16 protein-coding genes are annotated in these 19,202 nt (G+C 71.7%); 14 read left to right on the top strand and 2 right to left on the bottom strand.

Annotation, left to right across the window (positions count from 1 at the left end; genetic code table 11):
- Window positions 1-118: 118 nt before the first annotated feature.
- The 11 genes from ACZ4D5_RS22220 to ACZ4D5_RS22170 all read left to right on the top strand — a co-directional run bounded on the left by ACZ4D5_RS22220 (window position 119) and on the right by ACZ4D5_RS22170 (window position 15,358).
- Complete coding sequence (locus ACZ4D5_RS22220) at window positions 119-3,859, top strand: nSTAND1 domain-containing NTPase (RefSeq protein ID WP_467774107.1); 3,741 nt, start codon at window positions 119-121, stop codon at window positions 3,857-3,859.
- Window positions 3,860-4,048: 189 nt separating this feature from the next.
- Entirely contained in the window at window positions 4,049-6,283 is a 2,235-nt protein-coding gene (locus tag ACZ4D5_RS22215) for an ArnT family glycosyltransferase (RefSeq protein ID WP_467774106.1), read from the top strand.
- 371 nt (window positions 6,284-6,654) lie between these two features.
- Window positions 6,655-8,034 carry an LCP family protein gene (locus ACZ4D5_RS22210; RefSeq protein WP_467774105.1) on the top strand — a complete coding sequence of 460 codons (1,380 nt, stop codon included), beginning with the start codon at window positions 6,655-6,657 and terminating at the stop codon, window positions 8,032-8,034.
- Between the two features lie 148 nt (window positions 8,035-8,182).
- A complete protein-coding gene (locus ACZ4D5_RS22205) occupies window positions 8,183-9,403 on the top strand; it encodes an acyltransferase family protein (RefSeq protein ID WP_467774104.1) in 1,221 nt (406 codons plus the stop codon).
- A complete protein-coding gene (locus ACZ4D5_RS22200; RefSeq protein WP_467774103.1) occupies window positions 9,400-9,759 on the top strand; it encodes a GNAT family N-acetyltransferase in 360 nt (119 codons plus the stop codon). The genes ACZ4D5_RS22205 and ACZ4D5_RS22200 overlap by 4 nt, the downstream gene beginning before the upstream one ends.
- Window positions 9,760-9,945: 186 nt before the next feature.
- A complete protein-coding gene (locus ACZ4D5_RS22195) occupies window positions 9,946-11,391 on the top strand; it encodes a hemolysin family protein (protein ID WP_467774102.1) in 1,446 nt (481 codons plus the stop codon).
- The gene (locus ACZ4D5_RS22190; protein ID WP_467774101.1) at window positions 11,388-12,410 is read left to right on the top strand and encodes a hemolysin family protein; all 1,023 of its coding nucleotides are present in this window, start codon (window positions 11,388-11,390) and stop codon (window positions 12,408-12,410) included. The genes ACZ4D5_RS22195 and ACZ4D5_RS22190 overlap by 4 nt, the downstream gene beginning before the upstream one ends.
- 187 nt (window positions 12,411-12,597) lie before the next feature.
- A complete protein-coding gene (locus tag ACZ4D5_RS22185; protein WP_467774100.1) occupies window positions 12,598-13,908 on the top strand; it encodes an immunity 49 family protein in 1,311 nt (436 codons plus the stop codon).
- A gap of 32 nt (window positions 13,909-13,940) precedes the next feature.
- Window positions 13,941-14,243 (top strand): ArsR/SmtB family transcription factor, encoded by a 303-nt coding sequence (locus ACZ4D5_RS22180; RefSeq protein WP_467774099.1) that lies wholly within the window; start codon window positions 13,941-13,943, stop codon window positions 14,241-14,243.
- Entirely contained in the window at window positions 14,240-14,632 is a 393-nt protein-coding gene (locus ACZ4D5_RS22175) for a VOC family protein (RefSeq protein ID WP_467774098.1), read from the top strand. Before ACZ4D5_RS22180 ends, ACZ4D5_RS22175 begins: the two co-directional genes overlap by 4 nt.
- A 222-nt stretch (window positions 14,633-14,854) precedes the next feature.
- Complete coding sequence (locus ACZ4D5_RS22170; protein WP_467774097.1) at window positions 14,855-15,358, top strand: hypothetical protein; 504 nt, start codon at window positions 14,855-14,857, stop codon at window positions 15,356-15,358.
- A 25-nt stretch (window positions 15,359-15,383) separates the two neighbouring features.
- Here ACZ4D5_RS22170 and ACZ4D5_RS22165 read toward each other — a convergent pair whose 3' ends face one another.
- Window positions 15,384-16,643: an MFS transporter gene (locus tag ACZ4D5_RS22165; RefSeq protein ID WP_467774096.1), complete on the bottom strand. Its 1,260-nt coding sequence runs from the start codon at window positions 16,641-16,643 to the stop codon at window positions 15,384-15,386.
- A gap of 196 nt (window positions 16,644-16,839) precedes the next feature.
- On the opposite strand from ACZ4D5_RS22165, the gene ACZ4D5_RS22160 reads away from it, so the two are divergent.
- Both ACZ4D5_RS22160 and ACZ4D5_RS22155 read left to right on the top strand, forming a co-directional pair.
- Entirely contained in the window at window positions 16,840-17,292 is a 453-nt protein-coding gene (locus ACZ4D5_RS22160; RefSeq protein WP_467774095.1) for a winged helix-turn-helix transcriptional regulator, read from the top strand.
- A 28-nt stretch (window positions 17,293-17,320) separates the two neighbouring features.
- A complete protein-coding gene (locus ACZ4D5_RS22155; protein WP_467774094.1) occupies window positions 17,321-17,662 on the top strand; it encodes a hypothetical protein in 342 nt (113 codons plus the stop codon).
- Between the two features lie 60 nt (window positions 17,663-17,722).
- On the opposite strand, the gene ACZ4D5_RS22150 is transcribed toward ACZ4D5_RS22155, so the two are convergent.
- On the bottom strand, window positions 17,723-18,229 hold the full coding sequence (locus ACZ4D5_RS22150) for a DUF6624 domain-containing protein (protein ID WP_467774093.1): 507 nt from the start codon (window positions 18,227-18,229) through the stop codon (window positions 17,723-17,725).
- Between the two features lie 313 nt (window positions 18,230-18,542).
- Between ACZ4D5_RS22150 and ACZ4D5_RS22145 the strand changes: the two genes are divergently transcribed.
- A complete protein-coding gene (locus ACZ4D5_RS22145; protein WP_467774092.1) occupies window positions 18,543-19,193 on the top strand; it encodes a dienelactone hydrolase family protein in 651 nt (216 codons plus the stop codon).
- The last annotated feature ends 9 nt before the right edge of the window (window positions 19,194-19,202 follow it).

The following is a 19,202-nucleotide window of genomic DNA, read 5'->3' as shown; positions in this document are numbered from 1 at the left end:
TCCGGAACCAGTGGCTGAACTCCGCACGAGCGGACTGGAGAATGACTTCCGGGGCATCGGTGGGCCGGGGGTGGTAGTGGTGCCACGGGGCGAGCGTCCGCTGGAGGACGACGGTGGCGTGCTCACCGAATTCGCGGCCGAGCTACGGCAGTTGAGGGAGAAGGCGGGCAGCCCGCCCTACCGGCAGCTGGCGCGTGACGCCCACTACTCGTCGACGACGCTGGCCGACGCGGCGGGCGGCCGCAGGCTGCCGAGCCTGCCGGTCACGCTCGCCTACGTGCGGGCCTGCGGTGGGGACGTGACCACGTGGGAGGAGCGGTGGCGCGCGCTCAGCGCCCGGCTCGCGGCCGCGGAGGCCGCCGAGGAGAGCGGCGGCATCGAGGGCCCCGAGCAGCGCGGGCCCTACGTGGGACTCGCCGCGTTCCAACCGGAGGACGCCGCCTGGTTCTTCGGACGGGAGCAGCTCACCGACGACCTCGTCCACCGCGTGCGCGCCCGGCGCTTCCTCGCCGTGTTCGGCGCCTCGGGATCGGGGAAGTCCTCGCTGCTGCGGGCCGGCCTGCTGCCGCGGGTCCACGACGGGCCCGACGCGAAGGTGCTCACCGTCCTGTTCGCGCCGGGCGCACATCCCCTGGAGGAGTGCGCGGCCCGCCTCGCCGCCGTCAGCGGCGGCTCGGCCACCGCCCTGCGCCGGGATCTCGCGACGGACCCCAGAGCCGTGCACCTGACCGTGCTCAAGGCCCTGGCCGACCAGCCGCCCGACGCCGAACTCCTGCTGGTGGTCGACCAGTTCGAGGAGGTGTTCACCCTCTGCTCCGACGCCGAGGAGCGCACCCGGTTCATCACCGCGCTGCTCACCGCCGCCGAGGCCGCCAACAGCAGGACGAGGGTCGTCCTCGGCGTGCGGGCCGACTTCTACGCGCGGTGCGCCCAGCACCCCGACCTCGTCGAGGCCCTGCGCGACGCCCAGTTCCTCGTCGGACCGATGACCACCGACGAACTGCGCCGCGCGATCAGCCGGCCCGCCGCCCGCGCCGCCTGCACCGTGGAGGGGGCGCTCCTCGCCCGCGTGATCGCCGACGCCACCGGCAGGGCCACCGTGCTGCCGCTCGTCTCCCACGCGCTGCGCGAGACCTGGCGCCGCCGCAGCGGCAGCGCCCTCACCCTGTCCGGGTACGAGGCCGCGGGCGGCATCCACCACGCCCTCGCGCAGACCGCCGAGGCCGTCTACGCGGGGCTCGCCGGCGGGCAGCGGGACCTGGCCCGCACGGTTCTGCTGCGCCTCGTCGCGATCAACGAAGGGACGGACGCCACCCGGCGCCGCCTGGCCCGCGCCGATCTGGACTCCCTGAGCGAGGACCGGGCAGGCATCGGGACGGTCGTCGACGCACTGGCCGGCGCCCGGCTCATCACCCTGGACCGGGACACCGTCGAACTCACCCACGAGGCGCTCCTGCACGCCTGGCCCCGGCTGAGGCAGTGGATCGACGAGGACCGCGCGGGACTGCTGCTGCACCAGCGGCTGGGCGAGGCGGCCACCGCCTGGGACCGCGAACGCCGTGACCCGGGGGCGCTCTACCGCGGTACGCGCCTGGCGGCGGCCGAGGAGTCCCTGGCCGCCCCCGACAGCGCTCTGACCCCGCTGGAGCGGGACTTCCTGACCGCGAGCGCCGCCGCGAGGGACCGCGAGCGGCGCACCGCGGCGCGCACGACGCGGCGCCTGCGCCGGTTCACCGTCACCCTGTCCGTGCTGCTGGCCGTCGCCCTCGTGCTGGGGCTGATCGCCTGGGACCAGTACCAGACCAGCGAGAGCCGACGGCGCGAGGCCGTGGCCGAGCAGCGCAGCACCCTGTCGCGGCAGCTCGCCGCGCAGGCGGCCAACCTGCTGGCCGACGAGTCCGACCTGGCGCTGCTCCTCGCCGTCTACGCCTACCGGATCCGCCCCACCCCCGAGGCCACCACCAGCCTCCTGGCCGCGGCCTCGCGCCCCCTCCAGCAGCGGCTCACCGGGCATGAGGGCGAAGTGGAATCGGTGGCCATCAGCCCGGACGGCCGCACCGTCGCGGGCGCGGGCCACGACGGCACGGTACGGCTGTGGAACGCGGCGACCGGCAAGCAGCGGCGCGCACTGAAGGGGCATCAGGGGGCGGTGAACGCAGTGGCGTTCAGCCCCGACGGCCGCACGGTCGCGAGCGGCGGCCACGACGGCACCGTGCGCCTGTGGGGCACGGCCACAGGGAAGCCGCGGAGCGTACTGAAGGGCCATCAGGGTGCCGTGAAATCAGTGGTGTCGAGCCCCGACGGCCGCACGGTCGCGAGCGGCGGCCACGACGGCACCGTGCGCCTGTGGGACGCGACCACCGGCGAGCAGCGGCGCGCGATGACCGGACACCGTGGTGCGGTGCGGTCGGTGGCCTTCAGCCCCGACGGCCGTACGCTCGCGAGCGCGGGCGAGGACGGAACGATACGGATGCGCGACGCGGCGAGCGGCAAGGCGCGCACCACGTTCGAAGGGCACAAAGGGGCCGTGAACTCGGTGGCGTTCAGTCCCGACGGCCGCACGGCCGTGAGCGGGGGCAAGGACGGCGCCGTACGCCTGTGGAACGCGACCACCGGCAAGGAACGCATCACGCTCACCGAACACCGGCGTGACGTCGAGTCGGTGGCGTTCAGCCCCGACGGCGGCATGGTGGTCACCGGCGCCCGCGACGGGACGGTGCGGCTGTGGGACACGGACAGCGGGGCGCGGCGTGCCGTGCTGAGCGAGCACGGCGGCGCCGTGTGGTCCGTGGCGTTCAGCCGGGACGGCAACACGGTGGTCAGCGGCGGACGCGACGGCACCGTACGGCTGTGGTCGGTGGCCACAGGGAAGGCGCGCATCACGGCGGCCGGGCACCGCGAGGCCGTGCGCTCCGTGGCGTTCAGCCCGGACGGCCGCACCGTCGCCAGCGGGGCGGAGGACGGCACCGTACAGCTGCGGGACGCGGTGACCGGCAAGGCGCGCACCACGCTGGAGGGACACAAGGGGGCCGTGAACTCGGTGGCGTTCAGTCCCGACGGCCGCACGGTCGTCAGCGGGGGAGAGGACGGCACCGTACGCCTGTGGAACGCGGCCACCGGCGAGCGGCGCGACATGCTGACCGCGCATCAGGGCGGCGTGGAATCGGTGGCGTCGAGCCCGGACGGCAGCACGGTCGCGACTGCCGGGAACGACGGCACCGTACGCCTGTGGGACATGGGCAGCGGCACACAGCGGGATGTGCTGAAAGGGCATCGGGGCAGCGTGAACTCGGTGGCCTACGGACCCGACGGGCGCACCCTGGCCAGTGGCGGACACGACGGCACGGTGCGGCTGTGGGACACGGCCACGGGCAAGGTCCGGATCGTCCGCACGGGTACCAAGTCCGCCGTCCGCTCGGTGGTGTTCGCCCCGGACGGCAAGACCGTCGCGGGTGCCGGCGACGATGGGACGGTGCGGCTGTGGGACACGGCCATGGGACGGTCCCGAGGAGTGCTGCCGGGCGCGGAGTCGGTGGCGTTCAGCCCCGACGGCCGGACGGTGGCCGGGAGCGGGCGCGACAGCGCGGTGCGGCTGTGGGACACGGCCACCGGGCTGCAGAAGGCCGTGCTGCCCGGCAGGGAAGGACCCGTGCGGTCGGTGGCGTTCAGCCCGGACGGACGCACCCTCGCCGGTGGCGGCGACGACGGAGCGCTGCGGCTGTGGAACGTGCTCCTCAGCGCCGACGAAGCGATCAGCAGGATCTGCCGGTCGCTGCGCAGGGACCTCAGCGCGCAGGAGCGCGCGCGGTATCTGCACGATCCGTACCAGCAGTCACCTCGGCGGGCGTGCGTCCGCTGACGCACCCTTCGTGAGACGTCGGCCGGGGATTGTTGTCGGAGGCTGTTGTCCGAGTCTGTTGCCCGGAGTGCGTTGTCCGGAGGTTGTTGTCCGGCGCCGGGTCGTCGGCGCCGGACAACCCGGGACCGGTAGAAGCGAGGTGTCGACCACTCGGCGGCCGTGTCCGGGACCAAGGAGCCTGCTGCGATCATGACGTCTCTGACCAGCACGTCAAGCACCTCCGGCAGGACCGTGCCCGCGGAGGGCCAACGACCGCGGCGCCGCGGGGAGATCTGGCGCTCCCCGGCCGGCCAGTCGCGCTGGGCGAGGCCCTCGCTCCTGGGGATCGCGGGCCTCGCCTCCCTGCTCTACGCCTGGAACATCACCAGCAGCGGGTTCGCCCCGTACTACTCGGTGGCCGTCCGCAGCATGTCGGAGAGCTGGAAGGCGTTCCTGTTCACCACCGTCGACCCTTCGGCCAGCCTCACGCTGGACAAGATCGGCGGCTTTCTGTGGCCGCAGGCCCTCTCGGCGCGGGTCTTCGGTTTCCACGACTGGGCCCTGACCCTGCCGCAGTGCGTCATGGGCGTGATCTCCGTCCTGGTGACGTACCGGCTGGTGCGCCGCTGGCAGGGACCGGCCGCCGGGCTGCTCGCCGCGGGTCTCCTGACCGTCACGCCCGTCGTGGCATCGATGTTCGGGCACGCGCTGCTGGACGGCTCGCTCACGATGTGTCTGGTGCTGGCCGCCGACCAGTACCAGAAGGCGGTCCACGCCGCACGGTTGAGGTCGCTGTTGCTGAGCGCGCTGTGGATCGGCATCGGCTTCCAGACGAAGATGATGGAGGCCTGGGTCATCGTCCCCGCCCTCTTCGTCGGCTACCTCGTGGCGGCTCCGGTCCGGCTGCGGCGGCGCCTCGGCCAGCTCGCGGTGGCGGGCGTGGTGCTCTTCACGGTGTCGCTGTCGTGGGTGGCCCTGGTGACCTTCACTCCGGAGAAGGACCGTCCCTACGTGGACGGTTCGACCAACAACAGCGCTGTCGCCATGGTCTTCGGTTTCAACGGCTTCAACCGCCTGTACGAGGGGCTGATCGACGGCGCGGCGCCCACGACGACGGGCGGCGGCGGGGGAGGCGGTGGAGAGAGTCAGGACGGCGCTCCGCCTCCCGGCCGTGCCGACAGCCCGCCGTCCAAGGACCAGGGAAAGCCCCCGGCCGCGGGCGAGGCCAAGGGCAAGGACCCGGGCAGGAACGGGTCGACCGCCGACCCACAGGTCGGCAAGCCGACCGACTCCGCGTCGTCGAGTTGGTCGCAGCTGATCCGCAGCCCGCGCTTCGCCCCGCAGATCGGCTGGCTGTATCCCCTCGCGCTGTTCGCCCTGGCCTTCGGCCTCGTGCGGCACCGTGCGGGCCCTCGCACCGACCAGGCCCGCACCGGCTATCTGATGTGGGGCGTCTGGCTGGTCACTGCGGCCGGTGTACTCAGCGCCGTCCATATCCCGCACACCGCCTACCTGGCTGTCCTCGCCCCTCCGATCGCCGCGCTGTCCGCCGCGGGGACCGTCGCCCTGTGGCGGGCCCACCGTGCCGAACGCGCCTTCGGGACCGGTGGGTGGCGGGTTTGGCTGCTGCCCGCCGTGATCGTCGCGGTGGCGGGATGGGCGGTCCATCTCGCATCCGACTACATCGACTTTGCGCCCTGGCTCATCCCGGTGGTGATCCTGTCGGCCGTCGTGGCCGTGGTGGCTCTCGGCCCGCGTCCGGAGCGGTGGCGCCAGCGGATCCCCGCACGGCACGTCGGGATCGCCGGGCTGGTGGCCGGATGCGTCGCGATGTTCGCCGCACCGACGGCGTGGTCGTTGTCCGTACTGGACGAACGGCATGGCGGTTCGGCCTTCGACGCGTCCGCGGGCCCCCCTCCGGCGGGGCTCTCGGGTGGGGACAACAGCGTTACCGTCGGGGGCGGTGGCTCGGGCGCCGCCGGTCAGCTCACCCCGGACGTCGACACGTCGATGACCGCCGAACAGAGCAAGCTCCTCGCCCATGTCCAGGAGCGCAGGGGCTCCGCCAAGTACGCGATGGCCGCCGAGACGTGGATGGACCTGGCCCCGTACATCTATGCCGAGGCCCTGCCCGTCCTTCCGCTCACCGGAAGGAGCCTCACCGAGTTCCGGGAACTCGTCGCATCCGGCGACGTCAGGTTCGCGCTGGTCACCAAGGCGGAGTCCGGGAAGTCGGAGATCACCGACTGGGTGAAGTCGGCCTGCGCCGAGGTCGATCCGGGGGACTCCGGCGCCGGTTCCGAGTCCGGGTCCGGTTCCGAGTCCGGCGCCGGGAGTGGGCGACGCGGCGGGGAGGAGGGAGGTGACGACGGGAGCAAGGCAGGTGACGGGGGTGCGGCGCCGACGCTCTACCACTGCACCGAGGGCGACGCGACCAAGTCCTGAAACAGGTCTGGGAGTTCGGCCCTCCACACAGCTTCCCGCGGCATGACCACGGGCCGCGGGAGGACGGGGGAAACGGGGGAGCACGGGGGATCGTGGGAACGGGGGAACACGGGGGAGCACGGGGGAGCACGGGGGAGCACGGGGGAACACGGGGGAACGGGGGAGGAAGCGGCGGCCGTCCCGGTCAATTCCGGGGCGGCCGCCGCCATGTTCCCCGTTCCCCCGAGCGGCGTGGGGCCCGGCCGACGCTGACCGAAATCGTTCCCTCCTGACCGAGATCGTTCCCTGCGAGCACACTTCTTCTACATGGCTGTAGAGTTCCGGCATTCGTGACCCATTTCATGACCATGCGGGCGGAGGAGCGAGCGCCGGTGAGCGGTACGAGAAGGCGAGGGCGCGGCGGGGCGGCCGGCAGAGCGACCAGGCCGACCAGGCGGGGCAGGGTCCTGCTGTGGATCGCGGGTGCGTTCTCCGTCCTCATCCTCGCGGTGGCCGGAGCCGGCGCGTGGGTCTACACCGACCTGAACGGGAACATCCACGGGGCGGACGTCGACGGCAAGTTGGGCGGGGACCGCCCCGCCAACCTCAGCCCGGGTTCGCAGAACATCCTGGTGGTCGGCTCGGACAGCCGGGACGGCGCCAACGCCGAGTACGGCAAGGGCCTGACGACGATGCAGTCGGACACGCTGATGGTGGTGCACGTCGCCGCCGACCGGAAGTGGGCCTCGGTCGTCTCCTTCCCGCGCGACTCCCGGGTGGAGATCCCGGCCTGTGACAAGGGGGACGGCACCAAGTCCTCCGCGCACCACTTCAAGATCAACGAAGCGTTCGCGATCGGCGGCACGAGCGGCGAGGTTGCGGGGGCCGCGGCCTGCACCATAAGGACGATCGAGGCGAACACCGGGCTGCGCATCGACCACTTCATGTCCGTCGACTTCCAGGGGTTCAAGGGCATGGTCGACGCCCTGGGCGGCATCGAGGTCTGCCCCGAGTCCGCGATCCACGACAAGAAGGCCCACCTCGACATGGAGGCCGGCTGCCAGACGGTCAAGGGAGAGAAGGCGCTCGGCTACGTACGCACCCGCTACAGCGTCGGCGACGGCTCCGACATCGGACGCATCGGCAGGCAGCAGGAGTTCATGGAGGCGCTGACGCAGAAGGCGCACTCCAAGCTCACCAGCCCCAAGTCGCTGTACGGATTCCTGCAGTCGGCCACCAAGTCGCTGACCACGGACGAGGAGCTGGCGGGGATCAAGCCGCTGTACGAACTCGCCTCCGAGCTCAAGGGCATCCCGAGCGACCGCCTCGCGTTCCTGACCGTGCCGAACTACCCGCGGGAGGCCGACGTCCCCACCGACAAGGCCAACGTCGTGTGGCAGTTCCCGCAGGCCGCCGACCTGTTCTCCGCGCTGGCCAGGGACAAGGAGGTGGACAAGAAGAAGCTGGAGACGAGCGCCAAGGACCCGGTGTACGCGTCGAAGGTGCGCGTCCAGGTCCTCAACGGCTCCGGTGTCACCGGGCGGGCCGCTGCCGTGGCCGATGAGCTGCGCGCCGAGGGCTACACCGTCGTGGGGACGGGCAATGCCCCCGAGGGGACGCGGACCACCACGGTCGCCTACGCCCCGGGGCAGGGACGGCAGGGCAAGGCGCTGGCCTCCCGGTTCCCCGGAGTCCGGGCCGAACAGGACGCCGCCGCGGCGAGCGGCGCCGTGACCCTGGTCGTCGGCAAGGACTACGACGGCCTGCGCTGATGCGGAGGTGTGGTCCCCGAGCCCGTAACCATTGGGGTTTTACACCTCTGTAGATGTGTGGCTAGGGTGCCGGAATGTTCTGCGACGGCGTGGTACCCGCATTAGGAGCAAGACGCGATTTCGCGGGCCCGGGTTCACTGCGGGAGGCATGTTGAGTGAGACGGTGCGGTCGGCGGGCCGCCGCGCGACGCAGCTCCCGCCCCAGCGACCCTCCGGTGCCCCCAGGGGCGCGACCCGGACCGCGCAGCCGGTCGAGCAGCGGGACGCGTTCTTCGACAACGCCAAGTACCTGGCGATCGTCCTGGTGGCCATGGGCCACGCGTGGGAGCCGCTGCGCGGCGACAGCAGGGCCGCCGCCGCGCTCTACATCACCGTCTACACCTTCCACATGCCGGCGTTCATCGTGATCTCCGGATACTTCTCCCGCAGCTTCGACGCGAGCCCGAACCGGATCAAACGCCTGATCACCGGGGTCGCCGTGCCGTACGTGATCTTCGAAGTCGCGTACACCTTCTTCAAGCGGTGGGCGGACGACGACCCGACGTACCCCATCAGCCTGCTGGACCCCTGGTACCTCACCTGGTTCCTCGCCGCCCTGTTCATCTGGCGGCTGACCACCCCGCTGTGGAAGATCGTGCGCCGGCCGCTGCCCCTCGCGCTCGCCATCGCGGTCCTCGCGTCCGTGTCGCCCGACATCGGCGACGACCTCGACCTGCAGCGCGTGCTGCAGTTCCTGCCCTTCTTCGTCCTCGGGCTCGTCCTGAAGCCCGAGCACTTCCAGCTGGTGCGCCGCAAGGAGGTGCGGCTCCTGTCCCTGCCGGTCGTCGCGGCCGCCCTGCTCTTCGCCTACTGGGCGGCCCCGCGGATGAACGCGGCCTGGTTCTACCGCCGGGACAGCGCCCAGGAGCTGGCCGCGCCCGGCTGGGCGGGCGGCGTCATGACCCTGGCGATGTTCGGCTGCTCCCTCGTCCTCATGGCCTGCTTCTTCGCCTGGGTGCCGGGGCGGAAGCTGTGGTTCACGGCGCTGGGCGCCGGCACGCTCTACGGCTACCTCCTGCACGGCTTCCTCGCCAAGGGCTCCCGCTTCTGGGGCTGGTACGAGCACGACTGGATCCACCGGCCGCTCGGCGAGATCACGGTCACCCTCGTCGCCGGAGCGGTGATCACGCTCCTGTGCACGCCACCGGTGCGGCGCGTGTTCCGCTTCGCGATGGAGCCGAAGATGGAATGGGCCTTCAAGCAGGACGCGACCGCCCTCGCCAAGGGCGTCGGTCGGACAGGACAGGGCGCCCGGGGCAGCGAGACCGGTCAGGGCGCAGGGCGGCGCGCCCGGGGCAGCGAGGCCGGTCAGGGCGGCAGATCCGCGTGAACCCACCGGCCCGGCCGCCCGCCGCCCACTTCGAGCACGCCGTCGAGACACAGCCCGCGGGCCGCAGGGCCCTCACGATCCTCGACCCCCGGGACCGGGCGGTCGGCAGTCTGGAGTACCAGGTGTGCCGTCCGTGCCGACGCGGCTACATCGGCAGCATCGCCGTCGCCACGCACTGGCAGGGCCAGGGCCTCGGCCGGCACGCCGTCCACACCGCCCTGGCCTCCTGCGCCGACTGCACCTGGTCCACCTCACGCCAGTCGTCCGAGGGGCGGCGCTTCTTCGCCGCCATGGAGGACGAGACCGGGATCGCCTTCCCGCCCAGTGGCGACCGATGCCCGCACATGGTGCCCTGACCTGTGGGAACGGGAACTCGACGCCGGTCACGGCCGTTGTCCTGAAACATACGGAACGAGGAGCAGCGCATTGTCCGCCAGACCGACGGACCCCCCGGGGCGCAGTCCCCGACCACCCCGCCAGACCCCGAACGGTCCGGCTGATCGCGGCACGCGGCAAGGTGCCCTCGATCAATCGACGCGCCGATGAGTGCCGCACTGGGGCTGCTCGCCGTCTTCGTCCTGACCGCGGGAACCGGCTATTTCGTCGCCCAGGAATTCGCGTACGTCTCCGCGGACCGCCTCGCCCTGGCGCGCGAGGCCGAGGCGGGCGACAAGCGCGCCGCCCGCGCCCTGAAGGTTCTCGAACGGCTGTCCTTCATGCTGTCGGGCGCGCAGCTCGGCATCACCGTGACCGGCCTGGTCGTCGGCTTCATCGCCGAGCCGTCCGTGTCCGCCCTGCTCAGGCCCGCGCTGAATGGCATGGGCATCCCGGACGGCGCCGTCAGCGGCATCTCCGTCGTCCTCGCCTTCGTGCTCGCCACGGTCGTCCAGATGGTCCTGGGCGAGCTGGCGCCGAAGAACCTCGCCCTCGCCGTGCCCGAGCGGCTCGCCAAGTCCCTGGCGGCCTCCACGCTCGCGTATCTGAAGGTCGTCGGCCCCGTCGTACGGATCTTCGACAGCGCCGCCAACCGGCTGCTGCGCCGCGTCGGCATCGAGCCGGTCGAGGAGCTGCACCACGGCGCGACCCTGGAGGAGCTCGGCCACCTCATCGGCGAGTCCCACGAACAGGGCGAGCTGCCCAAGGACACCGCCGCCCTCCTCGACCACGCCCTCGAGTTCTCCGAGCGCACGCTGGACGAGGTGATGGTGCCGCGCGCCGACGCCGTGTTCGTCCGCAAGGAGGCGAGCGCGGCCGACGCCATCGAGCTGATCGCGGAGCACGGCCACTCGAACTACCCCGTCCTCGGCGACCACCCCGACGACATCGGCGGTGTCCTGGGCGTGCGCGAGCTGATGCGGCTGCCCGCGGAGCGCCTGGCAGGGGCGACGGCGGGCGCCGTCGCCCGACAGCCCCTGCTGCTGCCCGACACCCTGGAACTGCCGGACGCGGTGGCGCGCATGCGCGAGCGCGACGACGAGTTCGCGGTCGTCCTCGACGAGCACGGCGGCGTGGCGGGCGTCGTCACGTACGAGGACATCGCCGAGGAGCTGGTCGGGGACATCGCCGACGAGAGCGACACCGTCGTCGAACTGGCCGTCGCCGACGGCAGGGGATGGCTGGTGGACGCCGGGCGCCGCCTGGACGAGGTCGCCGAGGCCACCGGCATCGAGCTGCCCGAGGAGGACGACTACGACACCGTCTCGGGCCTGATCGTCGACCGGCTCGGCCGCTTCCCCACCGTGGGCGACCGCGTCACGGTCCGGCTGTCCGACGGGGACGGCGCGGTCATCGACGTACGCACGCTGGAGCGCCACGTCGCGGAGCGGGTGCGACTGGAGCGGCTGCCGGGCGCGGATGACGCGAACGCTGCCACCCGGGGGGCCGACACACCGGGTACAGCGACCCCGGGCACATCGATCTCGGGCACAGCGACCTCAGGCACCGTCGCGCCGAGTGCCCACACCCCGCCCGAGGAGTCCCGCTCATGAGCTTCCCGATGGCACTCTCCATCACCGTCCTGCTGCTGATCGGCAGCGGATTCTTCGTGGCCGCGGAGTTCGCGCTGGTCGCCGCCAAGCGGCACCGCATGGAGAAGGCGGCGGCCGACGGGCAGCGCGGCGCCAAGGCGGCGCTGGCCGGCATGCGCGAGCTGTCGCTGATGCTCGCGGGTGCCCAACTCGGCATCACCGTCTGCACCCTGGGTCTCGGCTCGATCTCCAAGCCCGCGATCTCGCACGAACTCGACCCCCTGCTGCACCGGTGGGGTCTGCCCAGCGGACTCAGCTACGGCGTCTCCTTCGCCCTCGCGATGATCGTCGTGGTGTTCCTGCACATGGTGGTCGGCGAGATGGCGCCCAAGTCCTGGGCCATCGCCCACCCGGAGCGCTCGGCGATGCTGCTCTCGCCGCCCTTCCGCGCGGTGGTCAAGGTCGTCCGCCCGGTGATCTGGGTGCTCAACAAGGTCAGCAACGGGCTCGTACGACTGTGCAAGGTCACCCCACGGGACGAGCTCGCCTCGGTGCACAACCGCGAGCAACTGACCCACCTCGTCGAGGAGTCCGAGCGGCTCGGCCTGATCAGCGAGGCCGACTCCGAGCTGATCACCAACTCCCTCACCGAGCCGCACATGCCGGTCGGCGACCTCCAGACACCCGCCGACCGGATCATCTCGGTCCCGGCGGGGGCGGGCATCGAGGACATCCTCGCCACGGCGGCCGCGTACGACCGCAGCCGTCTGCTGGTCTTCGAAGGCGCGGTGGTCGTCGGCTCCGTGCACGCGCGCGACGCGCTGATCGCCCGCGCCCGCGGCCGGGCGACGGTCACCGCACGCGAACTCGCGCGCCCCGTACCGGAACTGGCCGCGCACGACACGGTCGGGCACGCCATCGAGCAACTGCGCCAGCGGCGCGCCTCACTCGCCGTCGTCTGCGACGACACGGGCCGCCTCACCGGCATGGTCACCCTTGACGACCTGCTGGCCCGCCTGACGCATCCGCAGGCGGCCTGAAGAGGGAGCCTTGAGGGGGGAGCCTTGAGAGGGAGGAGCCTTGAGAGGGCGGAAACTCCAGTGGACGGGGCTTCGAGAGGACGGAGCTTCCAGAGGACGGAGTCTCCAGAGGCTGAGGCAGCAACGGGCTGAGGCAGGAACGGCCGCGGCCGCCCGGCAGCACCGTGACGCGCGAGAGGACGGCCGTATGACGAGCCGCCTCGGCCCGCCGACCGACGAGGAACTCGCCGAGATCCAGGAACGTGCCGAGGCGGCGACGCCCGGCCCGTGGCACGTTCGGCAGCTCGACGACAGCCACGCCATGAGCGTGGTGGCCGCCACGCTCGTTGAGCAGCCTCGCTACGTCGACGTCGCGGATGAACGGTGGGACGAGAACGCCCGGTTCGTCGCCGGAGCCCGCGAGGACGTACCCGGCCCGTCGCCGAGATCCACCGCCTGCGGCGTCTCCTCGACGCCTTCGGGAGAAGGGACGGGAGGCTGTCACAGCCCGCTGACAGCGTGCCGCTTCCGATGGGATGGATCTTGGAGAGGGGCGGCGTCCGTGCAGGAATCCGTGCGGGGAATGCGGGAAATACAGCGTCACGAAGTCGGTCGGCAGGATCTGGAGCGGGCCTTGGAGGACATCCGGAGGCGCACCTTCGGGCACTGGCACTCCCTGCGCCACGACTCGCTGTCGCTGTCGCGGATCCGGGTCCTGCAGGACGAGCTCCTTGACCACGTCGCCGCGCGAACCGTGGGAGGCGGCCGGGACGGCGCGCTCGACAGGACCACCCGCCTGGCCCTGCGGACCGCTGCGGAATGCGCGCTCGGCGCGCTGAGCGTCGGCTGTTTTCCCGACGGGGACCAGGAGATCCCCCTGCCCCTCATCGACGAGGCGCTCAGCAGCGAGGAGCTGTCCTTCGGGGACGAGGCCGTGGGGGAGGCGCCCACCGCGCGGACCTGGGGCGACACGTTCGCGCTTGCCGTGGTCAGCGGCGTGATCTGGGAGTGGCAGCGGGTGATCGGCCTGCTGCTGGAGGGGGACTACGCACCTTCGATCCACGACGGAGTACCGCACTCCGCGCTGGAGTCGACCTCGACTCCGGCCGACCTCGCGGAGATGGACGCGCTGTGCGGCTATGTGACGCGGGCGGCGGGCCATCTGCCCCGGGACTGGCCCAGGGTGCCGTTGTGCAAGGCGGACGAGGAGGCTCGTGCGGAGGGGGCCCGGGCACTGGACGCCGCAGGGCCGCTGACCCCGGACCAGCGTCTGCTCCGCGTCCTCCTCGACGACGACCAGCAGGCCTTCGAAGAGGCCCTCGTGACCCGGCTGGCCGAGCACCGGGAGAGCGTGGGCCCCGATCCCGCCCCCAGGACCCTGCTGCCGATCCGTGCCCTCGCGCCGGCCGCGCTGGCGGTGCAGGCGCACGGATGGGAGCTTGGCGTCAGGTCCGCCTATCTGCCGCTCGACTTGCTGGGCACCCCCGGCGCGGTGCGGGCAGCCGGTGCCTCGACTTGATAGGCAAGTGAGGGCTTGCCTATGCTGAGGTCGTGGCCGACGACCTTTTCAAAGCATTGGCCGACCCCACCCGCCGCATCATCCTCGACGAGCTCACGGACAGGTCGGGGCAGACACTGTTCGAGATCTGTTCGCGACTGAGCATGAAGCACCAGCTCGGCATCTCGCGCCAGGGCGTCTCCCAGCACCTCGCCGTGCTGGAGGCCGCCGGGCTCGTCGAAACCAGGCGGGAGGGCCGCTACAAGTTCCACGACCTGAACACCGCCCCGCTGCGGCGGATCGCCGAGCGATGGTGTGTGCCCGAGCCGCAAGGACCTGAGGAGAGCACCCCGTGAAGATCCATATGACCAGCGTTTTCGTCGACGACCAGGCCAGGGCCGAGCGCTTCTACACCGAGGTCCTCGGCTTCGTGAAGAAGCACGACGTCCCGGTGGGCGAGACGGACCGCTGGCTGACCGTCGTCTCGCCCGACGAGCCCGGCGGCACCGAACTCCTCCTGGAGCCCGCCGCCCACCCGGCTGCCAGGACCTACCGCGACACGCTCGTGCAGGACGGCATCCCGCTCGCCCAGTTCGCCGTGGACGACGTCCGGGCGGAGTACGAGCGGATGACCGAGCTCGGTGTCCGCTTCACCCAGGAGCCCCTGGAGATGGGCCCCGTCACCACCGCCGTCTTCGACGACACCTGCGGCAACCTGATCCAGATCGCGACCGAGCCGAAGTAGCCCGCAGGGGCAGGGGGCATGGAGTGTTCGGGTGCTGGAGGGCGGAGCAGTGGGCGGGGCTCGCTCGTCTGGCCACCGGCGCGGCCGCGCGGTATAGCGGTAGGGCGGAAACGCGCCCGCACGCAGCGGCTGCCCCGGTGGCCTGACCCGCACCCCTCGGGCTCATCGGCCGCGTCCCGTCCCTGAGTTCTTCCGAGTTCTCCCGGTCCGGGGGAGGCCGCGATGCAGTGGTTCACCCTGCTGTCCACCCTTCTGGGTACGGCCATCGGCGTGGCCAGCACGCTGATCGCCGAGCGGTTTCGCAGCAGGGACGCGCGTCGGCAGCATCGCGAGACGACGCGCGTCGAGATCTACCTGGGATTTCTGCAGGCCATGAACGAGTCCGCCGAGGCGCTCCGGAGCCTGGCCTCACGTGTCGACCAGCTCGCCTCGGAGGAGCTGGAGGAGTCCAACCGGCAGGTTTTCCAAGGGAGTCGGCTCTACGTGATGCGGGAGCGAGTCATCCTCTTCGCCCCCAATGCTGTGGCCGCCGCCATGAACGACGTCTTCAACAGCCTGCTGTCGATGCGGGAGGCCACCACCCGGCGGCGCGGACGGCACAGTCCGGAGTTCGTCGCGCGCATCGGTGAGTACGCCGATGCCGTCCAGGTCCTCAGGGTGGAAATGCGGAGGGACATCGGAGCCGCGCCGCTCCAGGACGACATCGAATGGGCGCCCCGCGGCTGATGCTGCCCGGAGGCGGATACGGCCATCACGCCGCATCCGTCACGTCCACTGCATCCGACGCGCCCGCCACGTCCGTCACGCGGAGTGCTTCCCTCTCCCCTGTGGTTGCCGCACTGTCCCCGCAGAACGCCCAGATCGCGAGCGCGAGGCCGCTGAATCCGGCGCCCAGCAGGCACACCGCTGTCCAGCCCGCCGTGGAGTACAGGGCGGTCGCCGCGATGGCTCCGGCGGCGCTGCCGATCGAGTAGAAGACCATGTACCCGCCGATGAGCCGACTGCCCGCGTCGGGGCGCAGCGCGTGGATCACGTTCTGGTTGGTCACGTGGACGGCCTGGACGGCGAGATCGAGCAGGATCACGCCGATCGCGAGGGCCCACAGCGACTGTCGGGTGAAGGCGAGGGGCAGCCAAGACAGGACGAGCAGGGTCAGGCCGAACCCGGTCGTCCGGTTCGCGTGGCCGCGGTCGTTGAGGCGGCCCGCGGCGTTCGCGGCGAGCGCCCCGGCGGCGCCGAGCAGCCCGAACGCGCCGATCGCGGTCTGCGAAAGGGACATGGGCGGATCGCTGAGGGCGAGGGCGACGCTGCTCCACAGGGTGCTGAACGAGGCGAAGACCAAGAGCGCGAACAGCGCGCGCAGGCGCAGCAGGCGTTCCTGCGCGAACAGGCGGACGGTGGAGGCGAGCAGCCGTCCGTACCCCAGCGCGGGCGCGGGGGCTCGCCTCGGCGGAACGACGCGGTGGAGCGCCAGGGCCGCCGCGCAGGCAAGTGCCGCCGACGTGAAGTAGACCGAGCGCCAGCCCGCGAGGTCGGAGAGCAGTCCGGACACGGTGCGGGCGAGCAGGATGCCGACGACGATGCCGCTGGTGACGGCGCCGACGACGCGCCCACGGCGTTCGGGCCGCGCCAGGGCCGCCGCGCAGGCGACGAGTGACTGCGTCACGACCGCCAGCAGTCCCACGACGGCCATCCCTGCGAGCAGCACCGCGGCGGTGGTCGCGGTGGCGACGAGCAGCAACGCGGTGCCCAGTAGGAGCAGTTGGACGGTGATCAGGTGTCGGGGGTCGAGCAGGTCTCCGAGCGGGACGAGGAAGAACAGGCCGAGGCCGTACCCGACTTGTGTGAGCGTGATGATGGCGCCGAGGGCCACCGGCGAGATGCCGAACTCGTCGCCGAGGGCGACCAGGAGCGGTTGCGCGAAGTAGACGTTGGCGACCGCGATGCCGCCGGCGAGCGCGAACAGCGCGGTGGAGCCGCGGGGCAGTGCGGCGGGGGACGTCTGAGGCATGGGAGGCCTTCCGACGGATCGGTGAGTGGTTGCAACTTGCTACCGGCGACCGTAAAGGCAACTGGTAGCATGATGCAACCGTCATTCGTTCATCCGTCATCGCGACGGCTGATCGGTCAGTGATCAGTGGTCGGCGGTCATCGGTCAGCGGGGAACCGCTGAGGCGGAACCGGAAAGAGAACCGAGGGAGAACACGGTGGTGAAGCGGACCCGCTTCGACGACAGCGACTGCCCGGTCGCACGCTCGGTCGACGCGATCGGCGACTGGTGGTCGCTCCTGATCGTGCGCGACGCCTTCGACGGCAGCCGCCGCTTCGGTGAGTTCCAGCGCAGCCTCGGCGTGGCCAAGAACATCCTGAGCGCCCGGCTGCGCGCGCTGGTGGCGGGCGGAATCCTGGAAACGGTGCCGGCGGCCGGCGGGGGAGCGCACAACGAGTACGTACTCACGGACAAGGGCCGCGACCTCTTCCCCGTCATCGTCGCGCTGCGTCAGTGGGGCGAGGCCCGCTTCTTCGCCCCCGGCGAACCCCACTCGGAGCTGACCGACCGCCGCCACGGCCTCCCCTTGCGCCCCTTGCAGGTCCGCGCGCAGGACGGCCGGCCCCTGACGCCCGAAGAGACGGTCGTCAACAAGGTCGCGGAGGCCTGAGTCGGGCGTCGGGATCGAGGTGCTGGTCGTGGACTGGCCACGGGTGGAGGCCTTCGCGCCCGGCGATCGGCAAGAGCTGCTGATCGATGCCGCCTTCGGGGAGGTCTACGGCGACGACCTCTTTGAGCACGGCTGGTCCTGGCCCGCGAAGCCGGGGGAGGGCTGGTACGGCAGATACGCCCTGCGGGGCACGCTCGGCTCGTACGGAGCCGCCGGGCGCGTGGGGCGCGGAGCTTCTGCTGTGCTGCCCGCCCGACCACATGCCGCCGCTCGCGGAGTGGTGGCGGCATGTGGTGCCCCAACTGGCCGCCCTGCGCGAGCCGTTCGACCGGCACGCCGCGGCTGGGGCATCGTCGGGCTGCGCTGCTGACTCCCCGGTGCCCCCCCGGCTCGGTGCCCGGCGACGGCTGCGACGGCCGGCCCCTGCCCCTCAGGCCACCGCGAACTGCGCGACGTACTCGTCGAAGGGCTCGATGCCGACCTCCGCGCGCAGTTCGTCCATGCGGAGGGGCTCCTCGCAGGGCCACGGGACCGGCGCCCCGTCCTGCACGCCGGCGATCTGCGTGCCGTAGATCTGCTTGCGGCCGTCGTTGACGAGCGTGCGGTCCCGCAGGAAGGCGAGGTCGCGCGGACTGGCCGAGCCCTGTGACACCGCCTCTTCCATCAGCTTCAGGGCGCGTCGCTGGATGTCGAGCTGCCGGTCGGCGTGCTGGGCGATCAGCCATGCCGCGTGGGCGGCCTCCTCGCCGACCAACTCCGCGGTCGGCCAGCCGTGTTCTTCCATGATCTCGCCGAGACGGTCGCCGTGCTGTGCCGTCAGACGGCGCCAGGCCAACTGCTCGGCGGGGTCGTCGCTGTGCGCGCGGATCGATGTCTGCTGGTCGGCTGCGGCCATGTCCGTGAGTTCCACGGCCAGTGCGGCGGTGTCCTGCGCCACGATCAACTCCTGTAGTGCGGTGGTGCGTAGGTGCGTCGTTCCTTCGTCCGAAACCCTAGAGGGGCGAACGGGCGCAAAGATCATTCAGGCGAACGGTGACAGGAGTCCTCGCGCGCACGCATAATGGATCTACCCCCTCCCGAACGCCGGACAGTCGGCCAGCCAGAACGCCGGCAGCGGCGACTCAACACCCCCGCGGTCGGCACCGGAAACGTCGTCCTGAGCCGCCGGCCCATCGTGGAGCGCGTGAAGGAAGGGCAGCCCGAGGCATCCGACTGATCAGCGGCCGGGCGGGCTCGGTTAGGTTTCCCGTATGACGAGCCAGCCCCTGGGCGCCGCCGGTCACGACACCGCCGTGGTCGTCGCCCATGAGATCTACGGGGTCAACGAACACGTCCTCGGCGTCGCCGCGACGCTTCGTTCCTCCGCGTGTGACGTGTTTGCGCCCAGCTTCCTTCCGTCGGGTGTCGTGTACGCGCGCGAGGACGAGCCGCGGGCGTACCAGGAGTTCATGCGGGCCCCCGGCGTGGTGGGCATGAGCGAGGGGCTCGCGCGGTGCGCCGAGGGGCTGCGTGAGCGCTACCGCAGAGTGGTCTGCATCGGGTTCAGCGTCGGGGCCACCAGCGCCTGGCTCGCTTCCGGGACTGGGTCGTTCGACCAAGTCGTGTGCTTCTACGGGTCCCGGATCCGCGACCACCTGGACGTCCGGCCGACCGCCCCGTGCCTTGTGGTCTTCGCCGAACAGGAGCCCAGTTTCTCCGTGCAGGCCGTGGCCGAGCGGCTGGCGGGGCGGACGGACGTGGTGACCGAGGTCCACGCCTGCCGCCATGGTTTCTGCGACCCCGGAAGCCCCCACTACTCCGCCGAGCACGCGCGGCAGGCGTGGCGGTCGGCCACCCGGTTCCTGGGGTTGCCCCGGGCTGCCGACCCCGCGCCCTGGCCCTGGCCCTGGCCCTCGTCCTGACCCTGGCTC

It is taken from the genome of Streptomyces sp. NPDC025651 (assembly GCF_055558735.1).
This window is presented reverse-complemented; position numbering and strand designations above follow the sequence as displayed.